Origin of the sequence: Phyllobacterium sp. CL33Tsu (assembly GCF_900113985.1) — a bacterium.
GTDB lineage: Bacteria > Pseudomonadota > Alphaproteobacteria > Rhizobiales > Rhizobiaceae > Phyllobacterium > Phyllobacterium pellucidum.
Genome location: NZ_FORJ01000004.1, coordinates 71,678 through 91,375, shown reverse-complemented (window position 1 = coordinate 91,375; position 19,698 = coordinate 71,678). Strand labels below are relative to the sequence as shown.

Sequence of the window (19,698 nt, the reverse complement as noted above, 5' to 3'; positions counted from 1 at the left end):
GCGACGAATTAAATCGCATATGGATAGACGCGTGGGTGCGCGCTACGTTAAAACCCAAAGAGGCACTTCCCGGCGATGCGCTGCTCATGCTGGAAAGCGTGCTGTTAAACTTTGGGGGGAACTGACGATGACCATCGAAAGGCCGCAACGCCCGCGCACCCATCCGGCGCGATTTCATCAGTGTCAGTTGGCGATTGAGGACGAGGTGATTGAACTCGTCGGCAGGGCGTGCGACGCCGGCTGGCATCGTGACGAAATCCTTTCAGCCATGATGGAAGTCATCGATGACCTCGCGCTTGCACGTCGTGAGGATGTGGCTATTTCGGTCGAAGTGCGGGTCTCCCGGCTCCTTGGGAGAAGCCAAGGGTAAGTTGGCAGGCCGAGGCCGACCCTCCTGCACTGATCAGCCCATTTTGCTGGTGCGCAATGGCAGGCCGGAGGCAACAACCTTCGAATCCGGGTCATTCACGCCAATCTCAGCCAGTTTCGCAATGATCGCATCCCGGATGGGGCCTCCCTGATCCGTTGGTCCGATAATGATGCGGTCGATTAGTTCGGGCAGCTCGATGCCGGTCAAATGGTTGCCCGGGTCATTCTTCAGCGGCAAGGCGTAGACGGGCTGCGGGATTCGGTCGATAACCTCGTGCGTCTTGAAGAGCCGTTTTGAAGGCCAGAGCAAGGGATTGGTCAGAACGCGCCATTCGCGCTCATCACGCAGGCCCGGATGCTTCCAGCAAGTCACTGCGAAAAGCAGCATCAGGAACACGACTTCCGTGAGCGCACCCTTGCTGAGCTTTGCCAGAAAATCCCGGTTTGAAGCGACACGGTGGGCCACAAGTTTGAACTCGTCGTCAAACTGCTTGTTGGTCCAGTAGGTCACCGGGCCGGGATATGCCTGAAGTGCATCGGTCATTTGTATGAACGGCGCGACGTTCACGACGGCGGCAACGGCGACTTCCTCGTCGTCGAAGGCCCGCCACAGCGATAGCCGGCCGGTCGAGTGCTCTTCGAGATCGTGCTCGGCAACGGACAAGACATAGGTCTCGTTGCGTAATCGCGGCAGCCACAGCTCGAATTTCTTTACCCCGTCCTGCCAGATGCCGGGCATGCAGAATTCGAGCGTCTGCGCAAGTTGTGCGGTGCGGCCGCTATCGTTCAGCCATTCCTGAACCTTTGCGGCCGCGTATTCCGTGTCACCATCGTCATTCATGCACCTTGCATTTCGAAACCAGACTTGCTGCCTGTCGAGAATTCCGAATAGGTTCGCTGCGGTCGTATAGTGCACAAAGCGCGAATGTCGTTTGATCGACGCTCGCCCTTCAAAGGCAGTCGGCATGAAAATGCTGAGCATTTTGACGACTACCGGATCCCATTCTTCCATGACTGTTACCGCATCTCTGGATTGGCGAGTCGCCACTCTGCGCTTGCCATTTGTGATCGGCAATGCCTCGCTTTGCCACGTCCACTTCTACAGGTCCGCGCTTGCGTCAACCTGTTTCCCATGGCGACGATCGACGCAAAATGGAGACGGATTTACTGACCGCAAAAGCGGGCTGTCGCCGTTCCGATCGACTGGAATTTGCCGTTGGCGGTGACGACGCTGGCGCAGACTTGAGTCCGCGCGTTCCACCAGTAAGCCGTATTGTCCTGGAAGCTCACGGAGGCGTAGCCACGTGCCGTCATTTGGCTTGCGGCTGACTTTGCGGGCTTGTTGACGAGATCGGCAAGGTCTGTAGGCGCACCACCACCTCCCGCTGTCGCGGTTGCGGCCATGCCGGGCGGCAGGGTTGATGCGGGAACTGCGTTCGCATCGTCGCCAGTTGTCGACTGACATCCGGCCATTGCAAATGTCGCTAACAGAATGAGTGCACCTGCACCACGCATGTTCGTCTCTCCCCCATAGACTGCTACGCCGAGAGTTTGACATGTCTTGGTTCAAAGTGCACCAGCAGATTGTTGGCAGGCGAGGGGTGCCGCTCAACCTTGGCTATGCCGTAGCGTGATCTCAACCGCCGGTCCATTGCGAACGGTCTGGTACACCACGCAATAGCGTTCGGTGAGCTTCAGCAATTGATCCAGCTTGTCTTGCGGCGCATCGGTGCCCAGATCGAAGACGAGACGGATTTGCTTGAAGCCGACAGGCGCGTCCCTTTCGACACCGAGCGTGCCACGGAAGTCGAGGTCGCCTTCTGCCGCGACACTGCCGGATTTCAAGGGAATTTCAAGAGCCGTGGCCACGGCCTTGAGAGTTACGCCGGCGCAGGCCACGAGGGCTTCAAGCAACATGTCGCCTGAGCAAAGCTCCATGCCGCTGCCGCCAGTGGCCGTGTGCAGCCCCGCGACGGCGAGCGCCCGCCCTGTTTCCACCTTGCAGGCTATGTTCTGGTCGTCGATGCTCCCTTGCGCTTTAAGCGTGATGAAAGCATCCTCGGGGTTTGCGCGGTAGCGATCCTTGATGGGCGCCTGGATTGCGCGCAGTTGAGCAGCATCCATGATTGGTCTCCCTGGTTCGGATGTCTCAACATAGCATAGTTGCGAAAGACGGCAGTGCGGCCGTCTTTCGCCCTTTACTACTGCAGCCTAACTCGCCTTCGGCTTCACGTTCTGGTTCATCCGGAAGAGATTTTGCGGATCGTAGCGGTGTTTGATCGCGGCGAGCCGTTTGTAGTTGCTGCCATAAGCTTCCTCGACACGGTCAACTTCATCGCCGGGCATGAAGTTGATATAGGCCGTTCCAGTCGCATGCGGCCTCATGGCGTCATAGAGGCCACGCGCCCATCCGATACACGCCTTGTCCATTTCCGGTGTTTGCCAGCGCGCATGGACGTTCATAACGAAGTGCGAGTTGCGTTGCGGAAACGCTGTTGCCTCCAGGGGGACGCGGCCAGCGGCTCCGCCAACATGGGCGGTGAAGATCTCACACTCGGGACCCGGAAGATTTCGCACGGCTTCGGTCAAGACTTTGATCGAAGCATCCGACAGTTCGGCAAGGTCGTGGCTCTTCCAATAGTTGCGCGCGCCCGGCGCAAGCAGTGGATCGAAAGCCTGTTGCCAACCGGCAAAGGGCGCCGGGCCGACGACATCGGCGATCGGCTTGCCGATCGAGCGCAGCCGCTTTGTCGCCTGTTCGCCGTCTTGCACAGCGCCGCAATAGCACATGGCGAGTATAAGCACCTCCTTGCCGTGCCATTCGGCGGAAAGAAACGGCAACGGGGGCGCCTGCCGCATGACGGTCCAGCAGGTGAGTTCATCCGGCGCCGTTTCGAGCGCGGCCCGGTATTCCTTGAGGACGGCTTCGGCATCGGCGAAAGGATGCACGACGAGTCCGGCGAGGACGTCGGGTCCGACCTTGTTCAATTGAAACTCGAAGGCGGTAACGATGCCGAAGTTTCCGCCGCCGCCGCGCAGGGCCCAGAAAAGGTCGGGGTGCTCGGCCTCGCTCGCATGCACAAGTTCGCCATCAGCCGTTACGACGTCGGCCGAAAGGAGATTGTCGATCGTCAGGCCGAACTTGCGGGTGATCCAGCCAAAACCGCCGCCGAGTGTCAGCCCGGCAATACCGGTGGTGGAGTTGATGCCGGTGGGAACAGCCAATCCGAAGGCCTGGGTTTCTCGATCGACATCGGCCAATGTGGCGCCCGGTTCGATTCGCGCAAGCTTCGCCGCAGCATCGACCTGCACGGATTTCATCTGCGACAGGTCAATCACCACGCCGCCGTCGCAAACGGCGCTGCCGGCTATGTTGTGCCCGCCGCCGCGGACGGAAACGAGTAAACCGTCACCCCGCGCAAAACGCACCGCATTGACGACGTCGTGTGCATCGGCACAACGAATGATGAGGCCGGGCCTCCGGTCGATCATGCCATTCCAGATCGACCGTGCCTCGTCATAGGAAGCGTGCTTTTCGCCAATAAGGCTCCCGCGCATTTGTGCGGCGAGCGCTTCGACTGCACTGGCACTGATGTTCTTCTTACCGGATTCCAGGGTAGATAAGCCCAAATCGTTCATGATCAGTCCTCCGTTGGGCGGGAAGCGCATTCCTGCCCTTCGATGCGGAGTTTGATCCCCCATCGGCACTACCGCAAGTTCTGGAACTGTACTGGTCGCCCGGTGCTGGCCCCTTGTGCCCGGCGTTCCTTATGAAATCCTTATGCGTTTGCGGCTGACGCCGTCTCGAATTCCTATTTCGTAAAGAGTCATACTCCGCGCCATCAGGAGAGCTCCGGCAATAGTTGCCGGGGCCGTCTCTGATTGAGATTTTATAACCTTATCCATGGGTTGACCGCTTTGATCGGGTCCATGGATAACAAGGAGTATCTGCGATGGATTTGATCTTTCTCGGGGTCGGCGTGGTGCTGATCGTCCTCTCGCTGGCTTATACCAAAGCCTGCGACAGTCTTTGACTGGAGGAGCGCGAGATGACCCTCGACTATATTCTCGGCGGCGCGGTGACCCTCTTCCTGCTCGCCTATCTCACCTACGCCCTCGTTCGCCCAGAGCGCTTCTGAGGCTTGGAAAGCTGAATTCATGACTATCAACGGCTGGATACAGATTCTCGTCTTTTGCGGGATCATCATTGTGCTCGTCAAACCGCTCGGCGGTTATATGACGCGCGTTTTTAGCGGCGAGCGAACACTGCTTTCGCCTGTCCTGGTGCCTATTGAGCGAGGCCTTTACCGCCTCGCCGGCACGAATGAGCGCGAGGAGCAGCACTGGCTGACCTATGCGGTCGCGCTTCTGCTCTTCAATATTGCTGGTTTCGCCCTGCTTTATGCCTTGCAGCGCCTGCAGGGCGTGTTGCCGCTCAACCCTGCCGGCATGGGCGCAACGGAACCGGGGCTCGCTTTCAACACCGCAGTCAGCTTCGTCACAAATACCAATTGGCAGAACTATGGCGGCGAGAGCACGATGTCCTATCTCGTGCAGATGGCCGGCTTTACCGTGCAGAACTTCGTTTCGGCGGCCACCGGCATCGCTATCGCCATCGCGCTTATCCGCGGCTTTGCCCGAGCGTCCGGCAAGACCGTCGGCAATTTCTGGGTCGACATGACGCGCAGCACGCTCTACGTGCTCCTGCCGCTCTGCGTGGTGCTGACGCTGGTTTACGTCTATCTCGGCGTTCCCCAGACCCTTGGGAGCTATATCGACGCGACAACGCTCGAAGGCGCCAAGCAGACGATTGCCGTCGGACCGGTTGCGACGCAGCTTGCCATCAAGATGCTCGGCACCAATGGCGGCGGGTTCTTCAACGTCAATTCCGCGCACCCATTCGAAAACCCCGATGCCATCTCGAACCTCATCCAGATGGTGACCATCTTTGCCATCGGCGCGGCGCTCACCAATGTGTTCGGCCGTATGGTCGGCAATCAGCGGCAGGGCTGGGCGATCTTCGCTGCCATGGGCGTTCTTTTCCTCGCCGGCGTCGTCATTTGCTACTGGGGCGAAGCCGCCGGCAATCCGCTGGTTCACGCGCTCGGCATCGACGGCGGCAACATGGAAGGCAAGGAAGCGCGGTTCGGCATCGCCCTCTCGGCGCTCTTTGCCGTGATAACGACGGCTGCTTCCTGCGGCGCGGTCAATGCGATGCACGACAGCTTCATGGCGATCAGCGGCATGGTGCCGCTCATCAACATGATGCTTGGCGAAGTTGTCATCGGGGGCGTTGGCGCCGGGCTCTACGGCATCCTGCTCTACGTCATAATCGCCGTCTTCATTGCCGGCCTGATGGTGGGACGCACGCCGGAATATCTCGGCAAGAAGATCGAAGCCAAGGAGGTCAAGATGGCGATGCTCGCCGTTCTGTGCCTGCCGCTCGCCATGCTCGGTTTCACCGCCGCCGCCAGCGTCCTGCCTTCGGCCGTCGCCTCGGTCGCAAATGCCGGTCCGCACGGGTTTTCCGAGATCCTTTATGCCTATACCTCGGCGGCCGCCAACAACGGCTCGGCATTCGGCGGTCTCACCGGCAATACGCCCTGGTACAACGTCACGCTTGGCATCGGCATGTGGATCGGCCGCTTCTTTGTCATCATTCCCGCATTGGCGATCGCAGGTTCGCTCGTGACGAAGAAGACGGTTCCTGAATCCGCCGGAACGTTCCCGACGCACAGCCCGCTTTTCGTTGGGCTCCTGGTCGGAGTCATCCTGATCGTCGGAGGTCTCACCTTCTTTCCGGCACTCGCCGTTGGCCCGATCGTCGAACACCTCGCCCTCGGCCTTGGCCAGACGTTCTGATGGAGCCCGCCATGCGTCACGGTTACTTGCAATTCAACCCGCAGACCCGCGCCAAGAAACTGGCGCGGGGTGCTGCCAAGCGCGTGCGCGCCTCGGACATCATTCTCGGCATGACGCTGATGACGATGCTGATCTGGCTCGCTGCATATGCCCTCATTCATCTTCACAGCTGGAGTCTCTCATGAGCCAGTCCAAATCTCCGAGTCTCATCGACTCGTCCATCCTGCTGCCGGCCATAGGCGGCGCCTTCAAGAAGCTCGACCCGCGCAGCCTTGCCCGCAACCCGGTGATGTTCGTTGTTGCCGTCGTCTCGGCTTTGACCACGGTTCTCTTTCTTAAAGATCTTGCATCTGGCAGCGAAAGCCTCGGCTTCACCTTCCAGATCATCCTCTGGCTCTGGTTCACGGTGCTCTTTGCCAATTTTGCCGAGGCCGTCGCGGAAGGGCGCGGCAAGGCGCAGGCGGATTCGCTCCGCAAGGCCCGGACCGAAACCCAGGCCAAGCTACTTTCGAGCGAAAAGGACACCAAGTTCAAATTGGTGCCCGGCACGAGCCTTAAAGTCGGCGATCTCGTCCTCGTCGAGGCCGGCGATATCATACCTTCCGACGGCGAAGTCATCGAGGGGGTCGCCTCGGTGAACGAATCTGCGATCACCGGCGAGTCGGCCCCGGTCATCCGCGAGTCCGGCGGCGACCGTTCCGCCGTCACCGGCGGCACGCAGGTGCTGTCGGACTGGCTGAGGGTGCGCATTACCGCTGCGGCCGGCTCGACCTTTCTCGACCGGATGATCGCGCTTGTCGAAGGCGCCGAACGCCAGAAGACCCCGAACGAGATCGCGCTTAATATCCTTCTTGCCGGGATGACGCTGATCTTTGTCCTCGCAACTGCGACCATACCGAGCTTTGCGTCCTATGCCGGCGGTGCCATTCCGGTGGTGGTGCTTGTCGCGCTGTTCGTGACGCTCATACCAACGACGATCGGCGCGTTGCTTTCTGCTATCGGTATCGCCGGCATGGACCGCCTTGTCCGCTTCAATGTCCTCGCCATGTCGGGGCGTGCTGTCGAAGCGGCAGGCGACGTCGATACGCTGCTTCTGGACAAGACCGGCACCATTACCTTCGGCAACCGGCAGGCAACCGAACTGCTCCCGGTCAAGGGCGTGTCCGAAGAAGAACTTGCCGACGCCGCGCAACTCGCATCGCTTGCAGACGAGACGCCGGAAGGCCGCTCGATCGTCATCCTCGCCAAGGAGAAATACGGTATCCATGCCCGCGACATGCAGACCTTGCACGCCGATTTCGTGCCGTTCACGGCGCAAAGCCGCATGAGCGGCGTCGATATTGACGGCTCCTCGATCCGCAAGGGTGCAGTTGATGCCGTGCTCGCCTATGTCGACCAGTCGACCGTAGCTGCAGTTGCAGCTGTCGGCGGCAATGTGGCGACGATCGTGCCGCGACTTGGCGCCGACGTCGTCCGCGACCTGCAGTCTATCGCCGACCGTATCGCCAAGGCCGGCGGGACCCCGCTTGCCGTCGCGCGCGACGGCAGGCTGCTCGGCATCGTTCACCTCAAGGATATCGTCAAGGGCGGTATCCGCGAGCGTTTTGCCGAATTGCGGCGCATGGGCATCCGTACTGTGATGATCACCGGCGACAACCCGTTGACCGCAGCCGCCATCGCTGCTGAAGCCGGCGTCGATGATTTCCTCGCGCAGGCAACCCCGGAGAACAAGCTGACCCTCATCCGTGATGAACAGGCGAAGGGCAAGCTCGTTGCCATGTGCGGCGACGGCACCAACGATGCTCCGGCTCTGGCGCAGGCGGATGTCGGCGTGGCGATGAACACTGGCACCGTCGCCGCCCGCGAGGCTGGCAACATGGTCGATCTCGACAGCGATCCGACCAAGCTCATCGAGATCGTCGGCATCGGCAAGCAGTTGCTGATGACCCGCGGCGCGCTGACGACGTTTTCGATCGCCAACGACATAGCCAAGTACTTCGCCATTATTCCGGCGATGTTCCTTGCCTTCTATCCGCAACTCGGCGCGCTCAACATCATGGGCCTGCAGACGCCGCAGAGCGCGATCCTTTCGGCGATCATCTTCAATGCGCTGATCATCGTCGCGCTCATCCCGCTGTCGCTGAAGGGCGTCAAATACCGGGCGGTCGGCGCCGCCTCGCTCTTGCGGCGCAATCTTCTCATCTACGGCCTTGGCGGCGTGATCGTTCCCTTCGTTGGCATCAAGGCCATCGACGTGATCATAACCAGCCTCGGCCTCGCATAAGGATCATTCCAATGTTGAAACAACTCAAACCCGCGCTGGTCATGATCGTGGCGCTGACCGTCATCACCGGCCTCATCTACCCGCTCGGCATGACAGGTCTCGCCCAGGCGATCTTCCCGCGTCAGGCCAATGGAAGCCTGATCGAAAAGGGTGGCACTGTCGTCGGCTCCGAATTGATCGGTCAGGCCTTTACCAGCGAGCAATACTTCCACGGCAGGCCGTCGGCGGCCGGCGACGGCTATAACGCTGCCGCTTCCAGCGGCTCCAACCTCGGCCCGACCAATCCGAAGCTGATCGAGCGGATCAAGGCCGATGCTGCAGCGCTCAAGGAAACCAATCCTGATGCGGCAGTACCGATGGATCTGGTGACGACCTCCGGCAGCGGGCTCGACCCTCACATCTCGCCGGAAGCCGCCTATTTCCAGGTGCCGCGTGTCGCCAAGGCACGAGGAATGGACGAGGCCAGCCTGCGCCAGCTGGTGGACCGGCAAGTCGAGGGTCGCGAACTCGGCTTCATGGGGGAACCGGTGGTGAATGTGCTGGCCCTCAACCTCGCGCTCGATGGGGTAAAGGCGCCATAATTGTGATCGTGCCGGAGACTGGCAAATGCTGGTCTCCGGTGCTGCCTCAGGGTTCTCCTCGGTCGCGAGATTGATTTCGGAGAGTTTAAGAAATGCATGACCTTACCTTGATCCTGGCGATTGCGGTGGTCGCCTTCCTGGCCTACCAGGCCGAGGTCGATGATCGGCCACCCGCCGACCAGGAACCCCCGAAACGGGCACGCACAGCCAACTGGAAATTGCGGGTCGGCGCGATTGCCATCGTTGCCCTGCTGTTCGCCGCGATGTTCCTGACCTGAATTCGGCTTCGGCGGTGACGGATGTTCAGAACCACACCTCCGCGACCGTGCGCCCGTCGCGTTCCAGATCCTCGAAACTATGGTGACGCGGGTCAAGTTGCCACCCAATGCGTGTCTGTCATCCCTACTCAAAGATTGCTTGCAATCCATTCAGCCGCGATCTCGCGAATTGGCATACGCTTGGCTCGTTTCGGGACGAGCACATTGTACCGTCCTTCGGGTGTGACAACGAGATCGCCCAGGCGAACGAGCGATCCGTCTTGCAGAAAACCATTCACGAGGACGTTCCATCCAAGCATGATTCCCTGTCCGGCCCGCGCGGCCTGCAAAGCGTCCGCGTAATGATTGAATCGCAGGCTCGGTTTTGGAACATGCGCCTTGATACCAGCACGCGAGAACCAGTCGCCCCAGGAGTACCAGGTTCTTTCGGAGACATCGTTTGCAATGAGGTCGGCGTTCGAATCGTAGAAGTGCGCGGGATTTTCGAGGCGCATTGCATATTCGGGCGAGCAGACAGGAAAAATCGTATCGGGCCTCGAAGCAATCACTTCCGCATCTTCGAATGGCGGAATTCCAAAGCGGATAGCCACATCGACTTCGCCGGATTCAAGTTGAATACGCGCATCCTGCGAAACCACGCGCATCTGTACCGAGGGAAACCGCTGTCGAAATTCACTCAGCCGGGGCAGAAGCCAGAGTGTGGAGAAAGCAAGTGTGGCGCCGATCGTGACTGTCTCGGTGCGATTGCTTGATCTTATAAGGTCGACGCTTTCGCTGATCGCCGAAAAGCTGTTGGCGAGCGACGAAGCCAGCATGAGGCAATTGGGTGTCGGCTCTATGGATCTGTGCTTGCGCACGAACAGCTTGGTTCCAAGGTCCGTTTCGAGCGAGCTTATTTGCCTGCTGACCGCAGACTGCGTCACGCCGAGTTCAGCCGCTGCGAGCGTGATGCTTTTATGCCGGGACGCCGCCTCAAGGGCGACCAATGCATTCAAAGAAGGAACGTTCTTTCGAAAGCCAGCCAAAGGGCACCTGTTGAAACGACACGCCAATCATCAGCCAGTGTCGGCTTTGCATGATATTTTCTCAAGCGAATTATGAGTATTTCTGCCGTTGAAGGTTGTGTTGATCAAGAAGATTATTTTCAAAACCAGGGGAGATCGACCATGCTTCAGACGCGCACTGAAATTTCGACGCTGCTGGACAGCCGTCGCGCGGGATATTCGCTGCCCGCCGAGTTCTATGCCCGTCAGGATATTTTTGAAGCCGACATGGACGTTTTCTTCCGTCGCCATTGGATCTGTGTCGGGCTCGAGTGCGACGTGCCTGAACCGGGCGACGCTCAAGTCATCGATGTCGGACAGACCAGCGTCATTCTTCTGCGCGATGACGACAACGAGATTCAGGTCGTGCACAATGTCTGCAGGCACAGGGGCTCCCGCCTTCTCGACGCGGGATCGACCGTGATTTCAAAACTCGTCTGTCCCTATCACCAGTGGACTTACGAACTGACAGGCGAGCTCATTCACGCCCCGCACATGGGTTCCGATTTTGACCGCTCATGTCACAACCTCAAGCCCGTACACTTCAAATCAATCGGCGGGCTGATTTATGTTTGTCTATCCGACAACCCGCCCGCCGATGTGCAGCGCCTTGCCGACACAATGGAAGAAAGACTGGCGCCCTACGACATCGGCAATGCCAAGGTGGCGTACCAGTCAGAGGTCATCGAACGCGGCAACTGGAAATTGACGATCGAAAACAATCGCGAGTGCTACCATTGCTCGGCCAATCATCCTGAGCTTTGCGTCTCCTTCATCGACCTCGATTTCGGATTTGACCCGGCAAGTTTGAGCGAGGAGGACCGGGCCGAAGCTGAAGTACATCAGGCGCTTTATAAGGAGCGCACCCGTATCTGGGAGGAAGAGGGGCACAAATCGGCGGTCGTTGAAGGCGTTGTGAATTGCACCACGAACTTTCGAACGCAGCGCCTGATCATTGCCGGCGCCGGAGAATCCCAGACACCTGATGCAACTGCGGCTTCAAATGTACTTCTAGGGTCCATGACACGGAAGGATCTGGGGGATACGCATCTATGGGGCCACAATTGCTGGCATCATTTCATGGGCGACCATGCGGTGATCTCGATAATAATTCCGTTGAGCCCCGATACCACGATGGTCAGAACAAAGTGGATCGTTCACAAGGATGCCGTCGAAGGCGTGGATTACGATCTCGAGAAACTGACCAGCGTGTGGGTCGCGACAACTGAACAGGATGCCGAACTAGTCGCCCGGGCGCATTCCGGTGTTCTCGATCCGGCCTACGAACCTGGCCCTTACTCGAGGTTCACCGAACAGCAACTCGATAACTTTGCCACCTGGTATGTCGACCAGATGCGTGAGAACGGATACTGAATATGCTGTCTCCACTATCGTGCAGCCAGGACGGCCTTTACTGGGATCCAGCGCTCAACCAAAGGATGACCTGCGCTGATATCCGCGACGAAACCCATAGTGTAAAGACGTTCACCTTTGTGTGCAGCGAGAGGCGTTACTTCAATTTCAGCGCCGGGCAGTATTTCAGCTTCGAAGTCGAAACCGGTGGGATCGTTGAACGTCGTTGCTACAGCATATCGTCCTCGCCTTTGCGCCCGAGATCAATTTCAATCACCGTGAAGCGCGTCGAAGGCGGCCTCGTCTCGAATTGGCTGCACGACAATCTTGCTCCGGGAATGGAAATTCAGGCGCAAGGTCCGGTGGGCAACTTTAGGGTGCCGACTGAGTCGGAAGGCAAGTATCTGTTCCTGTCCGGCGGCTCCGGCATTACGCCGTTGATGTCGATTGTTCGGGCCTACGACGACGCGCATCTGTTTCCCGACATCGTTTTTCTGCATGCGGGAAGAACGCCGCAGGATTTCATCTTCCACGACGAGCTCGAATTCCGCGCCCGGACGATGCGGAATTTTCGATTGATCCTTCTGCCGGAGAGGATGGGTAGCAAGCCCGGATTTGTAGGTGCCGTTGGCAGACTGTCGAAAGAATATCTCGGTTCCGCCGTGCCGGATCTTGCGGAGCGCTTCACCATGTGCTGCGGACCCGCGCCATTCATGGCGGCCGTCCGCGGAATATTGGGTGGACTTGGCGCAGATCCGACGCGGTACCTCGAGGAAAGCTTCGATCCTGTGCCCGATGACATTGCTGTCGCTGCGGAAAGCGTTGGCGAGGCTATCGTCCCGAAATTCAAGGTGACATTTGCGCGGCAGGCAAAGGCAATCGAGGTTTCTGCAAGCCAATCGATATTGTCCGCGGCAAAGAAATCCGGCGTCCGCCTCCCTTCTTCCTGCGCAAGCGGAATTTGTGGAACGTGCAAGTCCAAGCTGGTCAGCGGCAAGGTCGACATGCAACATGGCGGCGGGATCCGGCAGCGCGAAATTGATGCCGGCATGTTCTTACCATGCTGTTCAAAGCCGCTGACCGACCTTGTCGTGGACCGCTAGCTGCGGCTTGCTTCGCTTGAAGAGGGGTAATGCAATGAGGGGCCGCAACGAAGCTCTCCAGTCGTTCGTCGATGCCGCGTTCACAGCTTTCAACGAGTTTACGCAAGGGCCGGAGTCGCGCCAATCGATCCAGAAGCTATTCTCAGCACTTGATACACCCGGGACGCCGGCTTTGCGCGCGGGAAGCAGGTTGCCCGCTTGCTCCAATCTGGACAGCGCACTTGGCGTCGATGCCGGGCACGCGTCCCTGGCACGGCTTATCGATCGGTTCAGGCAGATCGAGCCTTCTGTCGAATGGCGTCGCCGTTCCAGCAACAAGACTGCGAGCGACAATTTTGTCGATGGCCATGCAAATGCGATGATTCTTGGTCCTGGCGGGCTCGAACAACGCACCGATATCTGGCTCGGCGCTACCTTGCTTGCGCCGAATGTGCGCTACCCGGACCATGACCATTCGCCCGAGGAGGTTTATCTCGTACTTTCGGAGGGTGAGTTCAGGCAGGGCGAGGGTGAGTGGTTTTCGCCCGGAATTGGCGGCTCGTTCTACAATGTACCGAACATCAAGCACGCCATGCGGTCCCTCGACAAACCTCTCTTTGCATTCTGGGCCCTGTGCACGGACAAAGCAGCTTAGTCATCTGCGTCGGGCAGCAAACAAAGTGCGGTGAGCCTTGGCGCACCGCACTTCTGTAGATGTTAGAGGGAAGCTTCGATTTTCTTGGCGGCCTCCGGCGAGACCCACTTGGTCCACATGTCCTTGTTTTCCTTCAGGAAGTGCTTGGCGCCATCTTCGCCAGTCGCCTGATTGTCGGTCATCCAGGCCATGAGCTTGTTGACTGTCTCGTTGCTCCAGGAGCGCTTCTTGAGATAATCCAATACTGCCGGATCAACCTTTTCCGAGAAGGGCTTGGCCAGCAGGGTAACAATTTTGTCAATCGGCCATGCATTCGGCTTGGGGTCCGGGCAATCTGCGACCGTGTTACAGCGCTTCCACTCCGCCGGGTCAGCCGGAGCGCCTGGCTCGAGCTTCACCATCGGGTATTTTCCGAGCAAAGCGGTCGGCGCCCAGTAGTAACCTACCCAACCCTGCTTGCGCTCATAGGCCTTGGCGATGGCGCCATCGAGACCAGCTGCCGAGCCAGTATCAACGAGCCTGAAGCCCGCTTTCTCGGCGTCAAAGGCCTTATAGAGCTGCGTTGTAACGAGTGTGCCGCCCCAACCGGACGGTCCGTTGAAGATTGCCCCCTTTGAAGCGTCCTCGGGATCGGGGAACAGTTCCGGATGTTTCAGCATGTCCGGTATTGTCTTGATATCCGGGTGGGCTTCGGCAAGGTATTTCGGAATCCACCAACCCTGATTGCCGCCATCGGGAAGCGGCGAACCGACGGCCACGATCTTGCCCTCGTCCGTTCCCTTCTTGACGATTTCAGGGAGCAGATCGACCCATGCTTCGGGGGCGATATCTGGCTGACCTTTTTCCGCCATGGACGTGATTGTCGGCACTGTATCACCGATGGTGATATCGGCCTGGCAACCATAGCCTTCGTTGAGGATAATCTTGTCGAGATTTGAAAGCACTTCGGCACTCTGCCAATTCATGCTTGCGATTGTGATGCTGCCGCATTCGGCTGCGTTGGCAAAGGAGGCTCCACCCAGCAGGCCAAAAACCAGGCATGTTGATGCAAGTAGTTTTTTCATTGTCGTTCCCTTTGTGTGCGGACTTCAATTCTGAGCGGGTTGCCGCGAACGCCCGCCCGGCGACTGTCAGGGATTATCTCCCATCCTCACCGATAGCCTGATGCTGTCCAACTTGGCGGGGCGCGCATGTTTGGGATCGATCAATCGTTCGCGCCAATCCTGCCAATCCAATTATCTGCTCGCTTCGCCAGAGTGTCATGCGGGTTTATGGCCATGCCTTGCGAAAAAGCGGTCAAGCTCCCTCTGCTGCGGCACCTGGCCGGTATAAATTGCGATGTACTCGGGAATGCGCTTCATGCGGGTCCCGAGATCTTCTTCGGACTGCATCGAGATGTATCCGATCTGAACCAGGTACGTCGTTCGAGCGCGCACGTCGGCGGTTATTTCCGAATGGCCGAAACGAACGAACATTTGCTTCAGGGCCTCGAGGCGCGTCTGGTCGGCCAATTGCACCTCCGCCAGGATTTCCGGCGATTGCAATGCCCAACTGCGGACGGCGAACTCGAATTTCGCATCGAACAGGGCGAAATTGATCCAGCAGTCGAAGACGTTCAACATCGCTTCAACCAGCGACTCGGCATAGGCCTCGGACTGCTTGACCATATTGCCGGTATTTTTCTCGCGCCACTTTGCTACAAGGGCCGCAAGCAATTCCTCGCGGTCCTTGAAGAACCAGTAGAAACTGGTGCGCGAAAGGCCGAGCTTCTTGGCCAGTGGCAAAATCTTCACGGAGTCGATGCCGGACTCGAGGAGTGAGGCATAGGCTGCGTCCAGCCATCCTTCCTGGGATCCTCGCCAACCGCTGTCGTTTACTGACTGCTCCATGAACTGAATCCTAGCAAAATGACAATTGTCACACAACCAAAATGTACAGCTATGTCGTAAAAATGGACGATGATGTTTCGAATATTGACACATATGTACATTGGGCATAGCGTCTGCGTTGATACATCCAGTTTGGAGACGGCTCATGTCGGACGATCCTCTTCTTCAGCCTTATCAGCTCAAGCATCTGACGCTGCGCAACCGCATCATCGTGACCTCGCACGAGCCGGCCTATCCGGAAGACGGCATGCCCAAGGAGCGGTATCTCGCCTATACGGTTGAGAGAGCAAAAGGGGGTATCGCACTTACCATGACGGCAGGCTCAGCGGCGGTGTCGCGGGACAGTCCTCCGGTGTTCAACAATCTCCTCGCCTACAAGGATGAAATCGTCCCCTGGATCAGGCGCATGAGCGACGCCGTGCATGAAGAGGGCGCAGCGATCATGATCCAGCTGACCCATCTCGGGCGCCGGACGCGCTGGGACAAAGGCGATTGGCTGCCCGTGGTCGCGCCATCGCATCACCGTGAAGCGGCTCACCGCGCCTTTCCGAAGAAATTGGAGGATTGGGACATTGAGCGCATCATAAAGGACTTTGCCGACGCCGCTGAACGCATGAAGGCCGGCGGAATGGACGGGGTGGAACTGGAGGCCTATGGCCATCTTATCGATCAGTTCACTTCGCCGCTCACAAATGAGCTGGATGGTCCCTATGGGGGTTCGCTGGACAATCGGCTCCGCTTTTGTTTCGACGTGTTCAAGGCAATGCGCGAACGGGTTGGTGACGAGTTTATCCTCGGCGTTCGCTACACTGCAGATGAGAGTCTTCCCGGCGGGACAGGAAAGGCCGAGGGCCTCGAAATCTCCAGACGCCTCAAGGAAAGTGGCCTTGTCGACTATCTGAACGTCATACGCGGTCATATCGATACGGACGCCGGCCTGACGGACGTGATCCCTATTCAGGGCATGGCAAACGCGCCGCATCTCGATTTTGCAGGCGAGATTCGCGCTGCCACGAATTTTCCGGTGTTTCACGCGGCGAAGATTCCGGACGTCGCGACCGCCCGTTACGCGATCGCGGCGGGCAAGGTCGACATGGTCGGCATGACGCGAGCTCATATGACCGATCCGCATATCGTGCGAAAGATCATGGAGAAGCGCGAGGACGACATTCGCCCGTGTGTGGGCGCCAACTATTGTCTCGACCGCATCTACCAAGGCGGAATGGCGTTCTGCATCCACAACGCCGCGACCGGGCGTGAGGAGACCATGCCGCATATCGTCAAGCGAGCGGACGTCCGCAAAAAGGTCGTTATTGTCGGAGCGGGTCCTGCTGGTCTTGAAGCCGCGCGCGTGGCCGGCGAGCGTGGCCACGAGGTTGTCGTTCTCGAGGCTGCCGACGATCCGGGCGGCCAAGTCCGGCTGACCGCGCAAAGCGAGCGCCGCCGCGAAATGATCAGCATCATCGACTGGCGAATGAGCCAGTGTGAAAAGCTCGGAGTGATTTTCCGCTTCAACACCTGGGCGGAGGCCGAGACGATAGCGGCCGAAAAACCGGATGTGGTGATCATCGCAACCGGGGGCATGCCGCATACGGAGGTTCTTTCCAGCGGCAATGAACTGGTCGTTTCCGCCTGGGATATCATCGCTGGCGATGCAAAGCCCGGCTCGAACGTGTTGATCTTTGACGATGCCGGCGACCACACAGGTCTCCAGGCCGCTGAGTTCCTGGCCAAGGCAGGTGCGAGAGTAGAAGTCATGACCCCGGACCGCTCCTTTGCGCCGGAAGTCATGGCGATGAACCTCGTGCCTTATATGCGATCGCTTCAGAAGCTCGACGTGACGTTCACCGTGACGTATCGGCTGGAACGGGCCGAGAAGAGCGGCAACCAGATCATCGCTCATATCGGTAGCGACTACGGCGGTGTCGCCAAGCAACGCACCGTTGATCAGATCGTCATAAATCACGGGACCATTCCGCTTGACGAGCTTTATTTTGAATTGAAGCCTGCCTCGAGCAATCTGGGGGAGGTCTCGCACGACCAGCTTCTCGATGGCGAACCGCAGAGCGTAATGCGCAATCCGCAGGGCAATTTCCAATTGTTTCGCATCGGTGATGCAGTAGCAGCGCGAAACACCCACGCCGCGATCTACGACGCTTTGCGTATCGCAAAGGATATCTGAGCTTGTGTTCGGCCAGACGCGCGCCTTGATCCAGGGGCGGCGTTCTCTATCAGCATGCCATTCGGCGAGGTGATAGCGTGCCGGCTATAGGATATTGGCCTTCACTCGGAATGAACTTCACATTTGCGCCCGGTCGGCCCAGAATGTCGGTACTTTGAAATAAGAAGGTGCCGAAAGCCGACACGAAAAGCGCAAGAGGAGGACCCTATGGGTGAGGATCACGTCTACAAGAAGATCGAACTCGTTGGCAGTTCAACGGAGTCTGTCGATTCAGCGATCAAGAACGCCATCGCGCGTGCATCCAAGAGCGTGAGGCAACTCGATTGGTTTGAAGTCGACCAGATCCGTGGCCACATTCAGGATGGCGAGGTGGCCCGCTTTCAGGTCGTCCTCAAAGCAGGCTTCCGATTGGACTGAAGTGCGGCGTTGAGCGAGCGCGGAATGTCACCATCATTTCGCGCAGCCAGGGCGCATTTTCACCGTCGCTGCGCCGGGCGCTCAGTTGTCGAAGTGCGGCAATTGGCATTGGCTTAAAGGGGTTGATGTTCTTTAAAGAAGGAGACACCCATGGCTCAAGACCAGTCCCCGAGCGGCCCCGACCTGACGCAGGGTGTTCCCGTCATTGCCCTCGATGGAGGAAAGCTTCTCGGGCATGTCGGGGAAAAGGACATTCTCGTGGTGCGAACCGGGGATGAAATATTCGCCATCGATGCACAATGCAGCCACTATCATGGTCCGCTCGTCGATGGGCTGGTAGACGGAAGTACCGTTCGCTGCCCGTGGCACCATGCCTGTTTTGACCTGCGCAGCGGGGAAGCCATCCGGGCGCCTGCTTTAAGCCCATTGTCGTGCTGGAAAGTTGAGCAACGAGACGGCAAGCTCTTTGTTCACAGCAAACTGGAAAAGCAAGAAAGGCCCGCAGGACAGGACGTGCCTGCGAGAGTTGTCATCATTGGTGGTGGCGGTGCGGGTTTTGCGGCGGCAGAAATGCTTCGGCGCCAGAATTATCAGGGCAGCATCGTCATGCTGAGCGCCGACACTGCCGCACCGGTCGATAGACCGAATCTGTCGAAGGATTATCTCGCTGGCAGCGCGCCGGAAGACTGGTTGCCGTTGCGATCGGACAAGTACTACAGCAAGGCGGGTATCGACCTTCGTTTGCAAACGGAAGTTGCTGCGATCCACGTTGCCGCAAGGCAGGTAATCACCGCCGATGGCGACAAGGTGCCGTATGATCGGCTGCTCTTGGCCACGGGGGCCGAACCAGTACGCTTGACCATACCCGGCGCCGATCAGCCCAACGTCCATATGCTGCGCACGCTCGACGACAGCCGCGCAATTATTACAGCCACCGGGAGCGCCCGACGCGCCCTCGTTATAGGCGCCAGTTTTATCGGACTCGAGGTTGCTGCGGCGCTCCGGGCACGCGATATCGAGGTCCATGTTGTCGCCCCTTCCAAACGGCCGATGGAACGGGTACTCGGCGCGGAGATGGGCGACTTCATCCGGGCCCTTCATGAAGAGCACGGGGTTATATTCCACCTTGAAGATGCGGTCATCGCAATCGAGGGTTCAAAAGTCCGGCTGAAGAGCGGCGAACTGCATGAGATAGACCTTATCGTCGCCGGCATCGGGGTGCGACCCCGCCTTGCTCTAGCCGAACAGGCCGGCCTCGCCATCGACAACGGCGTTGTGGTCGATACTTATCTCGAGACAACTGTCCCGGGGATTTATGCGGCAGGCGACATCGCGCGCTGGCCCGATCCGCATACCGGTCAAGCCATCCGTGTTGAACATTGGGTGGTAGCGGAACGTCAGGGACAGGTTGCTGCACTCAACATGCTGGGACGGCAGCAAAAGTTCGAAGCCGTGCCTTTCTTCTGGAGCCAGCATTATGACATCCCGATCAACTATGTAGGGCACGCCGAAAGCTGGGACGACGTCGCAATCGATGGCGACATAAGTGCGAAGGACTGCGCAGTTCAATACAAAAGCAACGGACGGGTGCTCGCCACGGTCACAATTTACCGGGACCTGGAGAGTCTGGACGCCGAACTCCGGATGGAGCGTCAAAACGCTTGATGCGGGCCGGTATTTGCCGGTCGCATTTTGGGGAGGTT

20 protein-coding genes are annotated in these 19,698 nt (G+C 58.6%); 13 read left to right on the top strand and 7 right to left on the bottom strand.

The annotated features are described in order from the left end of the window. The first annotated feature begins 127 nt into the window (after nucleotides 1-127). Nucleotides 128-370 carry a hypothetical protein gene (locus BM074_RS15455; RefSeq protein WP_036814624.1) on the top strand — a complete coding sequence of 81 codons (243 nt, stop codon included), beginning with the start codon at nucleotides 128-130 and terminating at the stop codon, nucleotides 368-370. A 33-nt stretch (nucleotides 371-403) separates the two neighbouring features. Here the strand turns inward: BM074_RS15455 and BM074_RS15450 are convergent, their stop codons facing one another. From BM074_RS15450 to BM074_RS15435, 4 genes are all read right to left on the bottom strand, one after another. Beyond that, nucleotides 404-1,210, bottom strand: a complete 807-nt coding sequence (locus BM074_RS15450; protein WP_139217683.1) for a hypothetical protein — start codon at nucleotides 1,208-1,210, stop codon at nucleotides 404-406. A 323-nt stretch (nucleotides 1,211-1,533) separates the two neighbouring features. Continuing rightward, nucleotides 1,534-1,884, bottom strand: a complete 351-nt coding sequence (locus BM074_RS15445) for a hypothetical protein (RefSeq protein ID WP_027232069.1) — start codon at nucleotides 1,882-1,884, stop codon at nucleotides 1,534-1,536. 93 nt (nucleotides 1,885-1,977) lie between these two features. After that, on the bottom strand, nucleotides 1,978-2,493 hold the full coding sequence (locus BM074_RS15440) for an OsmC family protein (RefSeq protein WP_091923160.1): 516 nt from the start codon (nucleotides 2,491-2,493) through the stop codon (nucleotides 1,978-1,980). 87 nt (nucleotides 2,494-2,580) lie between these two features. Further along, nucleotides 2,581-4,008 (bottom strand): FAD-binding oxidoreductase, encoded by a 1,428-nt coding sequence (locus tag BM074_RS15435; protein ID WP_091923158.1) that lies wholly within the window; start codon nucleotides 4,006-4,008, stop codon nucleotides 2,581-2,583. Between the two features lie 410 nt (nucleotides 4,009-4,418). Here BM074_RS15435 and BM074_RS15430 point away from each other — a divergent pair, with 410 nt between their 5' ends. The 6 genes from BM074_RS15430 to BM074_RS15405 all read left to right on the top strand — a co-directional run bounded on the left by BM074_RS15430 (nucleotide 4,419) and on the right by BM074_RS15405 (nucleotide 9,374). Then, a complete protein-coding gene (locus tag BM074_RS15430; protein ID WP_081815899.1) occupies nucleotides 4,419-4,508 on the top strand; it encodes a K(+)-transporting ATPase subunit F in 90 nt (29 codons plus the stop codon). A gap of 19 nt (nucleotides 4,509-4,527) precedes the next feature. Beyond that, nucleotides 4,528-6,231, top strand: a complete 1,704-nt coding sequence (gene kdpA / locus BM074_RS15425) for a potassium-transporting ATPase subunit KdpA (protein WP_091923156.1) — start codon at nucleotides 4,528-4,530, stop codon at nucleotides 6,229-6,231. Nucleotides 6,232-6,242: 11 nt separating this feature from the next. After that, the gene (locus BM074_RS23065) at nucleotides 6,243-6,416 is read left to right on the top strand and encodes a hypothetical protein (RefSeq protein ID WP_153669709.1); all 174 of its coding nucleotides are present in this window, start codon (nucleotides 6,243-6,245) and stop codon (nucleotides 6,414-6,416) included. Then, nucleotides 6,413-8,515, top strand: coding sequence for a potassium-transporting ATPase subunit KdpB (gene kdpB, locus BM074_RS15415; RefSeq protein ID WP_091923154.1), 2,103 nt, complete (start codon nucleotides 6,413-6,415; stop codon nucleotides 8,513-8,515). The genes BM074_RS23065 and kdpB overlap by 4 nt, the downstream gene beginning before the upstream one ends. An 11-nt stretch (nucleotides 8,516-8,526) precedes the next feature. Then, nucleotides 8,527-9,096: a potassium-transporting ATPase subunit KdpC gene (gene kdpC / locus BM074_RS15410; protein ID WP_091923153.1), complete on the top strand. Its 570-nt coding sequence runs from the start codon at nucleotides 8,527-8,529 to the stop codon at nucleotides 9,094-9,096. A gap of 92 nt (nucleotides 9,097-9,188) precedes the next feature. Further along, nucleotides 9,189-9,374: a hypothetical protein gene (locus BM074_RS15405; protein WP_091923151.1), complete on the top strand. Its 186-nt coding sequence runs from the start codon at nucleotides 9,189-9,191 to the stop codon at nucleotides 9,372-9,374. Between the two features lie 128 nt (nucleotides 9,375-9,502). On the opposite strand, the gene BM074_RS15400 is transcribed toward BM074_RS15405, so the two are convergent. Beyond that, complete coding sequence (locus BM074_RS15400) at nucleotides 9,503-10,399, bottom strand: LysR substrate-binding domain-containing protein (protein WP_091923149.1); 897 nt, start codon at nucleotides 10,397-10,399, stop codon at nucleotides 9,503-9,505. Nucleotides 10,400-10,540: 141 nt separating this feature from the next. Between BM074_RS15400 and BM074_RS15395 the strand changes: the two genes are divergently transcribed. Genes BM074_RS15395 through BM074_RS15385 form a run of 3 tightly spaced genes read left to right on the top strand, consistent with a single transcriptional unit; the run spans nucleotide 10,541 to nucleotide 13,507 of the window. After that, nucleotides 10,541-11,791, top strand: a complete 1,251-nt coding sequence (locus BM074_RS15395; protein ID WP_027232059.1) for an aromatic ring-hydroxylating oxygenase subunit alpha — start codon at nucleotides 10,541-10,543, stop codon at nucleotides 11,789-11,791. Between the two features lie 2 nt (nucleotides 11,792-11,793). Next, nucleotides 11,794-12,873 (top strand): FAD-binding oxidoreductase, encoded by a 1,080-nt coding sequence (locus BM074_RS15390; protein ID WP_091923147.1) that lies wholly within the window; start codon nucleotides 11,794-11,796, stop codon nucleotides 12,871-12,873. 34 nt (nucleotides 12,874-12,907) lie between these two features. Continuing rightward, on the top strand, nucleotides 12,908-13,507 hold the full coding sequence (locus tag BM074_RS15385) for a dimethylsulfoniopropionate lyase (protein ID WP_091923145.1): 600 nt from the start codon (nucleotides 12,908-12,910) through the stop codon (nucleotides 13,505-13,507). A 62-nt stretch (nucleotides 13,508-13,569) separates the two neighbouring features. On the opposite strand, the gene BM074_RS15380 is transcribed toward BM074_RS15385, so the two are convergent. Both BM074_RS15380 and BM074_RS15375 read right to left on the bottom strand, forming a co-directional pair. After that, the gene (locus tag BM074_RS15380) at nucleotides 13,570-14,571 is read right to left on the bottom strand and encodes an ABC transporter substrate-binding protein (RefSeq protein ID WP_027232056.1); all 1,002 of its coding nucleotides are present in this window, start codon (nucleotides 14,569-14,571) and stop codon (nucleotides 13,570-13,572) included. 195 nt (nucleotides 14,572-14,766) lie between these two features. Further along, a complete protein-coding gene (locus BM074_RS15375) occupies nucleotides 14,767-15,396 on the bottom strand; it encodes a TetR/AcrR family transcriptional regulator (protein ID WP_091923143.1) in 630 nt (209 codons plus the stop codon). Nucleotides 15,397-15,541: 145 nt separating this feature from the next. On the opposite strand from BM074_RS15375, the gene BM074_RS15370 reads away from it, so the two are divergent. The 3 genes from BM074_RS15370 to BM074_RS15360 all read left to right on the top strand — a co-directional run bounded on the left by BM074_RS15370 (nucleotide 15,542) and on the right by BM074_RS15360 (nucleotide 19,660). Further along, nucleotides 15,542-17,578, top strand: a complete 2,037-nt coding sequence (locus tag BM074_RS15370) for an NADH:flavin oxidoreductase (RefSeq protein WP_091923141.1) — start codon at nucleotides 15,542-15,544, stop codon at nucleotides 17,576-17,578. A 207-nt stretch (nucleotides 17,579-17,785) separates the two neighbouring features. Continuing rightward, a complete protein-coding gene (locus tag BM074_RS15365; RefSeq protein ID WP_027232053.1) occupies nucleotides 17,786-17,995 on the top strand; it encodes a dodecin in 210 nt (69 codons plus the stop codon). A 150-nt stretch (nucleotides 17,996-18,145) separates the two neighbouring features. Beyond that, nucleotides 18,146-19,660 carry an FAD-dependent oxidoreductase gene (locus BM074_RS15360; RefSeq protein ID WP_091923139.1) on the top strand — a complete coding sequence of 505 codons (1,515 nt, stop codon included), beginning with the start codon at nucleotides 18,146-18,148 and terminating at the stop codon, nucleotides 19,658-19,660. Nucleotides 19,661-19,698: the final 38 nt, after the last annotated feature.